This is a genomic window from Bacillus sp. ES1-5 (genome assembly GCF_022487605.1).
GTDB lineage: Bacteria > Bacillota > Bacilli > Bacillales > Bacillaceae_G > Bacillus_A > Bacillus_A wiedmannii.
In genome coordinates, this window is sequence record NZ_JAKVPU010000013.1 from 107,433 (window position 1) to 119,289 (window position 11,857).

At 36.4% G+C, this 11,857-nt stretch carries 14 protein-coding genes and 1 pseudogene; 1 reads left to right on the plus strand and 14 read right to left on the minus strand.

The features are described 5' to 3' along the window. Positions 1-74: 74 nt before the first annotated feature. From bcaP to MKO96_RS27455, 9 genes are all read right to left on the minus strand, one after another. Positions 75-1,490 (minus strand): branched-chain amino acid transporter BcaP, encoded by a 1,416-nt coding sequence (gene bcaP, locus MKO96_RS27415; RefSeq protein ID WP_000809356.1) that lies wholly within the window; start codon positions 1,488-1,490, stop codon positions 75-77. A 231-nt stretch (positions 1,491-1,721) separates the two neighbouring features. Beyond that, the gene (locus tag MKO96_RS27420; protein ID WP_240589202.1) at positions 1,722-2,894 is read right to left on the minus strand and encodes a homogentisate 1,2-dioxygenase; all 1,173 of its coding nucleotides are present in this window, start codon (positions 2,892-2,894) and stop codon (positions 1,722-1,724) included. Next, complete coding sequence (locus MKO96_RS27425) at positions 2,860-3,816, minus strand: fumarylacetoacetate hydrolase family protein (protein WP_000674024.1); 957 nt, start codon at positions 3,814-3,816, stop codon at positions 2,860-2,862. The genes MKO96_RS27420 and MKO96_RS27425 overlap by 35 nt, the downstream gene beginning before the upstream one ends. A 66-nt stretch (positions 3,817-3,882) precedes the next feature. Next, positions 3,883-5,001 (minus strand): 4-hydroxyphenylpyruvate dioxygenase, encoded by a 1,119-nt coding sequence (gene hppD / locus MKO96_RS27430; protein WP_000810916.1) that lies wholly within the window; start codon positions 4,999-5,001, stop codon positions 3,883-3,885. A gap of 310 nt (positions 5,002-5,311) precedes the next feature. After that, the gene (locus MKO96_RS27435) at positions 5,312-5,422 is read right to left on the minus strand and encodes a DUF3948 family protein (protein ID WP_001083700.1); all 111 of its coding nucleotides are present in this window, start codon (positions 5,420-5,422) and stop codon (positions 5,312-5,314) included. A gap of 42 nt (positions 5,423-5,464) precedes the next feature. Then, positions 5,465-5,572, minus strand: a complete 108-nt coding sequence (locus MKO96_RS27440) for a DUF3948 family protein (RefSeq protein WP_000664237.1) — start codon at positions 5,570-5,572, stop codon at positions 5,465-5,467. 44 nt (positions 5,573-5,616) lie between these two features. Then, positions 5,617-5,733: a DUF3948 family protein gene (locus tag MKO96_RS27445; RefSeq protein ID WP_000654250.1), complete on the minus strand. Its 117-nt coding sequence runs from the start codon at positions 5,731-5,733 to the stop codon at positions 5,617-5,619. A 35-nt stretch (positions 5,734-5,768) separates the two neighbouring features. Then, positions 5,769-5,885, minus strand: a complete 117-nt coding sequence (locus MKO96_RS27450; RefSeq protein WP_000654250.1) for a DUF3948 family protein — start codon at positions 5,883-5,885, stop codon at positions 5,769-5,771. 35 nt (positions 5,886-5,920) lie between these two features. Continuing rightward, on the minus strand, positions 5,921-6,028 hold the full coding sequence (locus MKO96_RS27455) for a DUF3948 family protein (RefSeq protein WP_000664237.1): 108 nt from the start codon (positions 6,026-6,028) through the stop codon (positions 5,921-5,923). Positions 6,029-6,478: 450 nt separating this feature from the next. Here MKO96_RS27455 and MKO96_RS27460 point away from each other — a divergent pair, with 450 nt between their 5' ends. Continuing rightward, positions 6,479-7,351, plus strand: coding sequence for a Cof-type HAD-IIB family hydrolase (locus MKO96_RS27460; protein ID WP_240589203.1), 873 nt, complete (start codon positions 6,479-6,481; stop codon positions 7,349-7,351). Between the two features lie 37 nt (positions 7,352-7,388). Here the strand turns inward: MKO96_RS27460 and MKO96_RS27465 are convergent, their stop codons facing one another. The 5 genes and pseudogenes from MKO96_RS27465 to MKO96_RS27485 form a co-directional block, all read right to left on the minus strand. Next, positions 7,389-8,354, minus strand: coding sequence for an ABC transporter ATP-binding protein (locus MKO96_RS27465; protein ID WP_001294493.1), 966 nt, complete (start codon positions 8,352-8,354; stop codon positions 7,389-7,391). Then, on the minus strand, positions 8,351-9,331 hold the full coding sequence (locus tag MKO96_RS27470; protein ID WP_240589204.1) for an ABC transporter ATP-binding protein: 981 nt from the start codon (positions 9,329-9,331) through the stop codon (positions 8,351-8,353). Before MKO96_RS27470 ends, MKO96_RS27465 begins: the two co-directional genes overlap by 4 nt. A 10-nt stretch (positions 9,332-9,341) precedes the next feature. Further along, the gene (gene opp4C / locus MKO96_RS27475) at positions 9,342-10,265 is read right to left on the minus strand and encodes an oligopeptide ABC transporter permease (RefSeq protein ID WP_240589205.1); all 924 of its coding nucleotides are present in this window, start codon (positions 10,263-10,265) and stop codon (positions 9,342-9,344) included. A gap of 12 nt (positions 10,266-10,277) precedes the next feature. Further along, positions 10,278-11,234 carry an ABC transporter permease gene (locus MKO96_RS27480; protein ID WP_046960200.1) on the minus strand — a complete coding sequence of 319 codons (957 nt, stop codon included), beginning with the start codon at positions 11,232-11,234 and terminating at the stop codon, positions 10,278-10,280. Positions 11,235-11,337: 103 nt separating this feature from the next. Beyond that, positions 11,338-11,857 (minus strand): annotated as a pseudogene (locus MKO96_RS27485) (ABC transporter substrate-binding protein); the annotation flags it as partial.

The following is an 11,857-nucleotide window of genomic DNA, read 5'->3' on the forward strand; positions in this document are numbered from 1 at the left end:
TATACACAATCAGAAAAATGTAAATTTTCAGAATAAAAAATCCATCCTAACAGAATTAGAATGGATTTTTCAACTTATAAATTTGCTGCATCTTCTTCGTCTTTACTATTATTTAAAGCACTATGTTTTCGGCTATATAAGAAGTAAACCGCAATACCGATAACCATCCATACCCCAAAACTAATCCAAGCAGTACCGGATAACTGAAGCATTAAATATAAACAAAAAATCACCGTTAATGCTGGTAAAAATGGTACAAGCGGTGCCTTAAATGCTCTTGGTAAATCAGGGTGAGTTCTTCTCATTACAATAACAGCAACAGCTACAAGTGCAAAGGCTGATAAAGTCCCCATATTTACAAGATGCGCTAACACATTTAAATCTATTAATCCTGAAATAAGTGCTGCAATAATTCCTGTTGTCCATGTATTTAAAAATGGTGTTTTAAATTTTGGATGGACTTTAGCAAGGCGCTTCGGCAATAATCCATCTCTACTCATTGCATACGAAACACGTACTTGCCCATACATCATAACTAACATTACTGTTGTGATTCCTGTAATTGCTCCTACTGAAATTACTCCCGCTAAACTATCTTGTCCAATAAATTGAAGTGCAAAAGCAACTGGATCTGATATATTTAACTGTCCGTATGGAACAATTCCTGTCAAAATAAGTGAAACAACAATATAAAGAACTGTACAAATTAATAAAGATGCAATAATGCCAATTGGTAAATCACGTTGTGGACGTTTCACTTCTTCTGCTGCCGTTGAAACTGCATCAAACCCTATGAATGCAAAGAACACTGTAGCAGCTCCAGCCATGACACCATCTAAGCCAAACGGCATAAAAGGTGTCCAATTTTCAGGTTTTACATAATTAAAACCAGCAAAGATAAATATGAGAACAACCGCTAATTTAATAAACACCATAATGTTATTTATTCGTGCACTTTCACGAACACCTCTAGATAAAAGAACTGTCATCACTAAAATAATTAGAACCGCAGGCAAATCAATTATTCCACCCTTTCCTGTACCAGGGGCCGAGGAGAGAATGGTAGGAATATGGATCCCAAATCCCTTTAATAAAGATTGAAAATAAGCGGACCAACCGTTTGCTACAGCAGATGTAGCGAGTAAATACTCAAGCATTAAGTCCCATCCAATTAAAAATGCGAATACCTCTCCCATCGTCGCATATGTGTACGTATACACACTGCCTGAGACAGGAACTGAAGAAGCGAATTCAGCATAACAAAATGCAGCAAAGGCACAGGCTAAAGCGGCTATCGCAAATGATAATATAATAGCTGGTCCAGAATGTTTTGCTGCTACCACGCCCGTTAGAACAAAAATACCTGTTCCAACAATTGCCCCGATTCCAAGCATAGTTAAATCCAATGCACCCAATGTTCTTGCTAACGTCTTTTGCTTACTCTCTTGCATTAGCTTTGCAATAGGCTTCTTTTGAAAAATTTGCTTCATAGCATGCTCCTCCAAGTTTTAAATTTTCTGAAAATTTTTAATTCGCTTTTTTATTTTACTCATTGCACTTTCCCCAGTCAATACTTTTGTCGAAATAAGTAGAAATCTTTCGGAACATACAATATCCTTATCGTTGTTTCTATATATCTTTCCGTAATTTTTTTTGGTATTATTATACATGTCGATTCCACAAAAGAGGCATGCTCACTTATTGAGCATGCCTCTTTTCACCTATTTCACAGTATGTGAACCTTCTTCAATCCAGCTATACATATATTTTTCATCTTCTGTTTCATGTGCTTGCTTTACAATACGAAGCGGACGGAACGTGTCTATCATAACAGCTAGTTCAAGTGTTTCTTTCTTCCCTATACTTCCCTCTGTTTTCCCAGGATGCGGCCCATGAGGAATTCCGCTCGGATGAAGTGTAATAGAACCTTCTTCCACACCTTTCCGGCTCATAAAGTTTCCTTCTACATAGTACAGTACTTCATCACTATTCACGTTACTATGATAATATGGTGCCGGAATAGATTCTGGATGATAGTCGTATAAACGTGGTACGAAAGAACAAATAACGAAATTGTGACCTTCGAACGTTTGATGTACTGGAGGTGGCTGATGAATACGACCTGTGATTGGTTCAAAGTCCTCTACATTAAAGACCCACGGATATAAATAGCCATCCCATCCAACAACATCTAGCGGATGGTGCCCTAAAACATGCTTATGCATATATCCCCTCGACTTTGTCATTACGACAAACTCACCTTTGTCATCATATGTCTCTAATTTTTCAGGACCACGAATATCTCTCTCACAAAACGGACTATGCTCTAACAATTGTCCATATTCATTCCGATAGCGACGCGGCGTTGTAATTTGACTATTTGCCTCTACAACAAGAAACTTAGTCTCTCCTTCATCTGGAATAACACGATAGATCGTTCCAATTGGAATCGTTACATAATCACCTTTTCTATAGTGAATTGTTCCAAACATCGTTTCAATTTTCCCTGTTCCGTAATGAACAAATAACATTTCATCGCCATCACCATTACGGTAGAAATAGTCCATTTTTTCTGTTGGAGTCACCACTCCAATTAATAAATCCTCATTCCCAAGCATAAAGTTTCTTCCGCTTACTGCATCACCAGTTTTTTTATTTTCTTTCGTGCGAAAGTGACGATGAGCAAGAGCTACATCTTCTTCATACTGCAACTGACAAGAATGAGATAATGCCGCATGACCTACTTCCGTTGGCATATAATGATGGTACAAAATAGATTGCGTACCAGAAAAACCTTTTGTTCCCATTACCTGTTCGCGATAAAGCGACCCATCTTTTTTACGGAATTGTACATGTCGTTTATGAGGTAGCTCCCCCATGTGACGATAAAACATGCCCATCACCTGCTTCCATTTCTTTTTTGACCGTATTACGTAACGTACCTAAACCAGTAATTGTAAGTTCTACAACATCCCCATCTTGCAGCCACTCTTCCGTACCCAGTTCTAAAACACAACCTGTTCCTACTGTCCCAGAACCAATTACATCGCCTGGATATAACGTAACGTCTTCCGAAGCACGTTCAATCATTTCAGCAAATGTATAGTAAATATCTTGGAAGTTCCCCTTTGATAATAGCTTTCCATTTACATGAGCAGTCATCTCTAACTCATAACGGTCACCGTTACGATAAACATCCAATTCCTCTTTCGTAACAAGGTGCGCTCCTAATGAAGTTGCAAAATCTTTTCCTTTTGCTGGACCAAGTCCTACCTTCATTTCTGTTGCTTGTAAGTCCCTTGCACTCCAGTCGTTCATAATACAATAACCAAAAATGTATTCCTCTGCTTGTTCACGAGAAATATTTCTTCCTTCTTTCCCAATTACGCAAGCGATCTCTAACTCATAATCAAGCTTTTTAGATTTCTTCGGACCAATTACAAAATCATCCGGACCAATTACAGCACGATGGTTCGTAAAATAAAAAACCGGGATATCGTACCATTCAGGTACAACCTCTAGCCCTCTCCGGCCGCGGGCTGTTTTTACATGCTGTTCAAACGCGTAAAAATCCCGAATACTACTCGGATTAGGAATTGCCGCCGCTAATTGCACTTCCTCTAAGGAATATATACCCTTTTCCGGATTCTCCATATTACGCAATACTTCTACATACTCATCCGCTTTCTCTAAAAAGGCGAACATAGAAGAAGGTAATTTTCCATCACTAGCAAGATTCATATCAATTACTTTGTCACCTTCAAGCCATCCAGCTCGCATTTCTTTCGAAGGAAGACGAAATGTAACAAATTTCATCATGATTCCTCCCTATAAAAATGAAATTTCCACCAGCAAAGAGACTTTTGCTGGTGGATACAAATCTTATAAATTTCCGCGACGTTCCTGTTCTCTTTCAATTGATTCAAATAATGCTTTAAAGTTCCCTTCTCCAAATCCGCGAGAACCTTTACGTTGAATAATTTCAATAAATAAAGTTGGGCGATCTACAATTGGTTTCGTAAAGATTTGTAGTAAGTATCCTTCCTCATCGCGATCTACTAAAATCTTTAATTCTTTTAACCTATCAATTTCTTCATCAATTTTCCCAACTCGCGCACTTAACTCGTCATAATAAGTATCAGGTGTATCTAAAAACTCCACGCCATTTTCGCGAAGCGCTTCCACTGTTTTAACGATATCGCTTGTTAATAAAGCAAGATGTTGTACACCTGCTCCATTATAGAATTCTAGATATTCTTGAATTTGCGATTTTCTCTTTCCATCTGCTGGCTCGTTAATAGGGAACTTAATACGACTTCCATTTGTCATAACTTTCGACATTAATGCTGAATACTCTGTACTAATATCGTCATCATCAAAATGAATCATTTGTTTAAAGCCCATAACATTCTCATAATAGCTAACCCATTCTTCCATTTTCTCAACATTACCAACTACGTGGTCTACAGCAATTAAACCTGACTCTTCAAATGGAATATTAAACTCCACCTGTTGGAATCCTGGCATAAATGTTCCTTTATAATTTTTACGCTCTACAAGCGTGTGAATTGTATCACCATACGTACCAATAACTGCTTTTTTCAATGTACCGTTCTCGTCTGTTAATTCCACAGGTGGAGCAATCGCAACGGCACCACGTTTCACAGCTTCCGAGTATGCTTTGTCAACATCGTCAACAAGTAAAGCAACATCTTTTACACCATCACCATGTGTCTTTACAAATTCTGCGATACGATTATCGCTACTTAAAGCTCCAGACACAACAAAACGCATATTTTTTTGCACAAGAACATAAGATACCTTTTCACGGTTACCAGTTTCTAATCCAGAGTAAGCCACAATTTTGAAACCGAATGCTCTCGCAAGGTAATAACTTGATTGCTTTGCATTTCCTACATAAAATTCCAAATGATCTACATCACGTACCGGAAAAAAGTCCTCCATTTGTGCAGCTAGCGTATCCATAGATTTTTGTTTCATAAAATTCTCATCCCCCTGTAAATAGATTAAATGGTCCATACTTAAAGCCAACCGAAAACGCTTCCAACATCAATTAATAGAAATTAGTTAGCAAGCTAACAAATTCTGACCTTTAAAATTTTCTATCTTTTCTGTCAAATTCCTCTTTTTTTCTTACATATAAAATTCGACTTTTTTCTCTTTACATGAAGAAGGGAATATTAATACTTGAAGGTATATAGGAGAGGAAAACAAAAAAGACCCCAACATATTAACTACTTACTAATATGCTAGAGTCTTTATTTTTTTTGAATGATTGTATTTATATGTCTCATACTAATACATTTGCAAGGAATAAAATAAATGATGTTAATACTACCGCTCCACCTAATGATCCTAATAAATCTGTTTTTGTTACTTGTAACACTTGTTCGCTGTTCATATTCCTCATTCTCCTTTCATTTTGTATGATTTAAAACTTCTATTATACTAATACGCTTGATAGAAATACGATTAATGCCGTTAACACTACTGCTCCACTTGCCGATCCTACGAAATCACCTTTTGTTACTTGTAATACTTGCTCTTTCATATCTTTCATTCTCCCTTCTATTTTCTTTTGTTACAAAACTTCTATTATACTAATACGCTTGATAGAAATACGATTAATGCCGTTAATACTACCGCCCCACTTGCTGATCCTACGAAGTCACCTTTTGTTACTTGTAATACTTGCTCTTTCATATCTTTCATTCTCCTCTCTTTTTTCTTTTGTTACAAAACTTCTATTATACTAATACGCTTGATAGAAATACGATTAATGCCGTTAACACTACTGCTCCACTTGCCGATCCTACGAAATCACCTTTTGTTACTTGTAATACTTGCTCTTTCATATCTTTCATTCTCCCTTCTATTTTCTTTTGTTACAAAACTTCTATTATACTAATACGCTTGATAGAAATACGATTAACGCTGTTAATACTACTGCTCCACTTGCTGATCCTACGAAGTCACCTTTTGTTACTTGTAATACTTGCTCTTTCATTTTATGTATCCTCCTTTTTAATAAGTTATCTATATGTAATTTCTAAGAAATGTTTATTTCATAGTTTTTATGTTAGCGTTACATTAAAGTTATTAACGTAACGTTTGTAACATTAATGTAACATAACTATTGTTACGTTGCAATATAATTACGTAAATTTTATTACACTTTTTTTACCTTTTTTATAAACACCCTTAAAAACCCTGTTTTAATGCACTTTCTACTAAGTTGACGTTTGTAATGTTATTGTAATATTACAGTCATATAACGAAACACCCTCATACCTACCTCTATTTTTATTACAAATTAAAGTGCATATTCAAAGTAATAAGATGGCGCCTATCAAATTTTTACTGACGGTTCACGCGAGATAAAATACGATCTTTCCAAGATAAGTTTATATGTTTCCTCTATATAACTATGTATAATAAAAGCAAAGAGGTGGTCATTTTGAAATTAATCGCATTAGATATGGATGGTACGCTACTATCATCTAATCTTGAAATCTCCAAAGAGAACTTACAAGCTATCCAAACTGCAAAAGAGGCTGGTCATATAGTCATGATTTGTTCTGGTCGTGCAAAAGAGGATGCTTTAAAATTATTGGAAGAATATAAACTATCTCTTCCAGTTGGAGCGAGCAATGGGGCAATTGTTTATGCGGATGGAAAAGTAATTAACTCGCGTTGTTTACAAAATGATAAAGTATACAAGCTTGCAAAATTACTAGAATCTGAAGGTTTTCCTTATAAGCTATATACGAATAAAGGAGTTTATTCTCCATATACATGGCAAGATCAAGTCATGCAAGCGTTCGAAGAAAACAAGCATGCACTAGATGTTACACTTGAAGAACTTGAAAGAATTACAGAAAAACAAAAGAAATCAAACTTAATTACTGATTTCCAAAAAATCGAAGATGTTGTAAATAATCCAGAATTAGAGATATCTAAATTCTTCATTTTGACATTTAATGCAGCGCATCGTGAACAGCTATTAAGCATGTTACAAGAAGACACTGATATTTCAGTTACGGCATCAGCTCCTACTAATGTAGAAATTATGGATAAGCATGGTCATAAAGGGAACGGTCTACAAGAAATGGCTGCTTATTTCAATATACCAATTGAAGATACTATTGCGATCGGGGACAACTTTAATGATGTGCCAATGTTACAAGTAGCTGGCTTATCAGTTGCAATGGGAAATGCTGAAGAAGATGTAAAAAAACTATGTGATGTCGTAACATTAACAAATAATGAGCATGGTGTTGCTCACGCAATCGAGAAATTTGTATTGAAACAAACTTCATCTAGTAAATAAAAAAAGGACTCTTTCAATTTGAAAGGGTCCTTTTCTTTTATACATGATGACAAGCAACAAAATGCTCTTCACCAACATTACGGAATTCTGGTACCGTTTGTTTACAAATATCTGTTGCAAACGGGCAACGTGTATGAAAGCGACAACCCGAAGGTGGATTTGCTGGACTTGGAATATCACCCTCTAGTATAATCCGCTCTCGCTTCACCGTTGGATCTGGTATTGGCACAGCTGATAACAACGCTTTTGTATACGGATGCAGTGGGTTCGTAAATAACTCATCACGCGGCGCTGTTTCCACAATCGTTCCTAAATACATAATTCCAATTTTCGTACATAAGTGCTCTACTACGCTTAAATCATGTGAAATGAACAAATAAGATAGTCCCTTTTTCTCCTGTAACTCACTAAATAAATTAATGATCTGTGCTTGAATAGATACATCTAGTGCTGCCACAGGTTCGTCAGCTACTATAAATTCCGGATTTAATACCATAGCTCTTGCGATAACGATACGCTGACGTTGTCCACCAGAAAACTCATGAGGATACCGGTCAATATGATATGGGGCTAAGCCACATAACTCTAATACTTCTGTCACTTTTTCACGAACATTTTCTTTCGTCGCTAGTCCGTGAGCCAACATCGGCTCGCCCAGTGCTTCTCCAATTCTCATTCTCGGATTTAATGAGCTAAATGGATCTTGAAACACAAGCTGCATATTAGGACGATGTTTTCTCAATTCCTCTTTTGATAGAGAATGAACATCGTGTCCTTTAAACTTCACTTCTCCCTCCGTTTTTTGAACGAGACGTAAAATTGTTTTTCCTATCGTCGTTTTTCCGCTTCCTGATTCACCAACGAGACCGAACACTTCGCCTTTATTAATAGTAAAACTTACTCCATCAACTGCTTTCACATGTCCAATCGTTCTACTAAATATGCCGCCTTTAATTGGGAAATATGTTTTTAAGTTTTTTACTTCTAATAATGGTTCACTCATTGTCCCGCACGCTCCTCATATAACCAGCAAGCTACTTTATGATTCTCATCATGTACATTTAGATTCGGTGCTTCTTCTTTACATATTTCCATACAATGCTCACAACGACCGCTAAAGTAGCAAAATTCATCCAAACCGACTAAATTAGGAACTTGCCCTGGAATGGAGTATAGTTTATCTATTCGTTTTCCCATCACTGGTTTTGATTTCAACAGCCCTTTCGTATACGGGTGTTTCGGATTTTGGAATATTTCTAGTACTGGTGCTTCTTCAATAACTTTCCCACCATACATAACGACAACGTAATCAGCCATTTCTGCTACAACACCTAAATCATGTGTAATTAATAAAATTGATGTTTTAAATTCCTCTTTTACTTGTCTTAATAAGTCCAATATTTGAGCTTGAATCGTAACATCAAGAGCCGTTGTTGGCTCATCGGCAATTAGTAACTTCGGATTACAACTAAGTGCAACAGCAATCATAATACGTTGTAACATGCCACCACTCAGTTCGTGCGGATAAGAATGGACGATTTCATCCGCACGAGCTATACCAACTTTACGAATTAACTCAATTGCCTTCTTATACGCTTCATTTTTGCTAAGTAATTCATGCTCTCTTAACGTCTCTACAATTTGTTCACCTACAGTGAAGACAGGATTTAGCGATGTCATCGGTTCTTGGAAAATCATCGCAATGTCATTGCCTCTTAAACTACGAAGTTCTTTCTCCTTCATTTCTAAAAGACTTTTTCCTTCATATAAAATATCGCCACCTACTACACTGCCCGATTCAGCAATAAGCCCCATAATAGATAAAGCCGTTACACTCTTCCCGCACCCTGATTCACCTACAACACAAACTGTTTCACCTTCTCGAACTGCAAAACTAACATGATTAACAGCCTTTACTGTCCCTTCCTCTGTCTGAAAGTGTGTTTGTAAATCTTTCAGTTCTACTAACGCTCTACTCATATTTCCTCACCTACCGTCTCATCTTTGGATCTAACGCATCACGAAGTGCATCACCAAGTAAATTAATAGATACAACTGTTATAAAGATGGCAAAGCCAGGCGGAATCCACAACCACGGACGTTTTTGGAAGTCAATTAGTGAGTTAGCTGCGCTAATCATGCTCCCCCATGATGGTGTAGGCGGGACGACGCCGAGGCCTAAGTAACTTAGTGCGGATTCCCCTAAAATAGAACCTGCAACGCCTAATGTGGATACAACAATTAATATCGGTAAAACATTAGGAATTAAGTGATAGATAATTTTTCGGTAATCTTTTATTCCTAGCACATCAGCAGCTTGCATAAACGCTTGCTCCCTGAGTGACAAAATTTGACCTCTTACAAGACGTGCAAGCCCTGGCCAACCTACTAAACTTAAAATAATCATAATGACATACAGACGATAATCAGACGGTACTTTCCACTCTGATAAAATCGCCCCCATTATAATAAGTAACGGTAATCCTGGCATCGACATTAAAATATCTGCAAGCCGCATAATAATATTATCAACGATACCACGATAAAAACCTGCAATAGCTCCTAATACAGCTCCTAGTATCACGGATAAAACCATTGAAGCTAGGCCAATTGTTAATGAAATTCGTCCCGCTTGCATAAGTCTCGTTAAAATATCTCTTCCTAATTGATCTGTACCGAGCCAATGAGAAAAACTAGGTGGTTTGTTAATTAACGCAACTTGTATTTTCCCTGATGCATATGGCGAAAAGAACGGACCGATAAAACAAAATAAAAACATAAAAATTAATGCATACAATCCTACGAGTGCCATCTTATTTCTCTTTATCCGTTTAATAGCTTGTCGCCATGGCGATGATTCATTTTTTCTTCTCTTTTTTTCTTTCTTCTCTGTAATCGCTGTAACAGTTTCCATCTCGTTCCCCCCTTACTTCAACCGAATTCGTGGATCAACAACTGCATATACAATATCTGCGAAAAAATTTGAAACGATTGTTAAACAAGAAAGAAACATCGTAAATGCCATCAATACTGTATAATCACGGAAATTTAGTGCTTCTAATTGAATACCACCAATCCCTGGCCAGTTAAAAATTTGTTCAATAATAATTGCCCCAGAAAACAATCCAGGTAACTCAAACGCAAGCAATGTAATAGCCGGTAAAATGGCATTTTTTAATGCATGCTTATAAATAACAGTCTTCTCTTTTAAACCTTTTGCTCTTGCTGTCCGTATGTAATCTTGTCTTACAACCTCTAACATACTCGTTCTAAAATAACGAGTTAATGAACCTACTCCAAGAAGAGTCAAAATAAATACCGGTAAAACCATATGCTTTGCAACTTCTATCACATAAGCGAATCCGGTTGAATTACTACCAACATCAATCATTCCACCTATTGGCAATAACTTAAGATCAACTGCGAACACCTTAATTAGAAACAGACCTATAAAAAATGAAGGAAATGACATCGCTGCAAAGATACCAATTGTTACAAGCTTATCGAATAAAGAATGTTGTTTTGTCGCTGAAAATACACCGATAATAAGTGCAATTAACCAAATAAAAAACAATGCAATAATTGCTACACTAAAAGAATTCCAAATAAATTTATTTAATAATGATGTTACAGGTTCTTGATATTGAAGTGAAAAACCAAAGTCCCCTTGTAACGCATTACCTAACCAATGAAAATAGCGCTCAACAATTGGCTTATTTAATCCATACAATTCCCGAAGCTCTGCCGCCCTTTGCGGTGTAATCTTAGGATTCGAATCAATATAATCTCCTGGAAGAAGTGCGAACAGGAAAAAAATAACAACTGACGTTCCCAAAAGTGTAGGAATCATTTGTAACAACCTACGAACGATATACGTTTTCACCCTTTTTCTCTCCAATCTTATGCTTAAAATAGAAGAACATTTTTTCGAATCAGCATATTACTAGCCGAATGAAAAAATGTCTTCTACTTATACATTCTTCTCGTTATTTTTCAATAGATAATACTGGCGAGTTCGAACTAATACTGTCATACTTCTCAGGATCAATTCCTTTAATGTTTCCATTGTAAGCTGTGATGATTCTACGATAATTTAATAAAATTACTGGCGGATCATCACTTAGTTCTTTGTACAGTTCTTTGTAAATTGGTTTACGTTTCTCAATATCTACAGTTTCAATTCCTTTTTTAATTAATTCATCTACTTTTTCGTTTTTATAACCTAGGGTATTATCATCACCTTCCGAGGAGTAACCACTTACAGTTTCACTTGGATCTGTTGTAATTGGTGTTGCAACAGAAGCTAAATCATAATCGCCTTTTTTCACTTTTGACAGCATCGTATTAAAATCCATAAATTCAGGGTTGAACTCCACACCTAATTCTTTATAGTTCTCTTTTGCTATCGGAATAAATAAATCACCTTCTTTTGCTGAGCTTGCACCATAATACGTTAATTTAAGTTTTTGACCATCTTTTTCACGAATTCCATCTGAACCAGCTTTC

What these genes read in the sequence shown, in the direction of transcription:
- bcaP (WP_000809356.1), bottom strand. Translation starts at nt 1,490, where the DNA reads ATGAAGCAAATTTTTCAAAAGAAGCCTATTGCAAAGCTAATGCAAGAG.
- hppD (WP_000810916.1), bottom strand. Translation starts at nt 5,001, where the DNA reads ATGAAACAAAAATCTATGGATACGCTAGCTGCACAAATGGAGGACTTT.
- opp4C (WP_240589205.1), bottom strand. Translation starts at nt 10,265, where the DNA reads ATGGAAACTGTTACAGCGATTACAGAGAAGAAAGAAAAAAAGAGAAGA.
- MKO96_RS27440 (WP_000664237.1), bottom strand. Translation starts at nt 5,572, where the DNA reads ATGAAAGAGCAAGTATTACAAGTAACAAAAGGTGATTTCGTAGGATCG.
- MKO96_RS27450 (WP_000654250.1), bottom strand. Translation starts at nt 5,885, where the DNA reads ATGAAAGATATGAAAGAGCAAGTATTACAAGTAACAAAAGGTGATTTC.
- MKO96_RS27425 (WP_000674024.1), bottom strand. Translation starts at nt 3,816, where the DNA reads ATGAAATTTGTTACATTTCGTCTTCCTTCGAAAGAAATGCGAGCTGGA.
- MKO96_RS27435 (WP_001083700.1), bottom strand. Translation starts at nt 5,422, where the DNA reads ATGAACAGCGAACAAGTGTTACAAGTAACAAAAACAGATTTATTAGGA.
- MKO96_RS27455 (WP_000664237.1), bottom strand. Translation starts at nt 6,028, where the DNA reads ATGAAAGAGCAAGTATTACAAGTAACAAAAGGTGACTTCGTAGGATCA.
- MKO96_RS27445 (WP_000654250.1), bottom strand. Translation starts at nt 5,733, where the DNA reads ATGAAAGATATGAAAGAGCAAGTATTACAAGTAACAAAAGGTGACTTC.
- MKO96_RS27420 (WP_240589202.1), bottom strand. Translation starts at nt 2,894, where the DNA reads ATGTTTTATCGTCACATGGGGGAGCTACCTCATAAACGACATGTACAA.
- MKO96_RS27465 (WP_001294493.1), bottom strand. Translation starts at nt 8,354, where the DNA reads ATGAGTGAACCATTATTAGAAGTAAAAAACTTAAAAACATATTTCCCA.
- MKO96_RS27470 (WP_240589204.1), bottom strand. Translation starts at nt 9,331, where the DNA reads ATGAGTAGAGCGTTAGTAGAACTGAAAGATTTACAAACACACTTTCAG.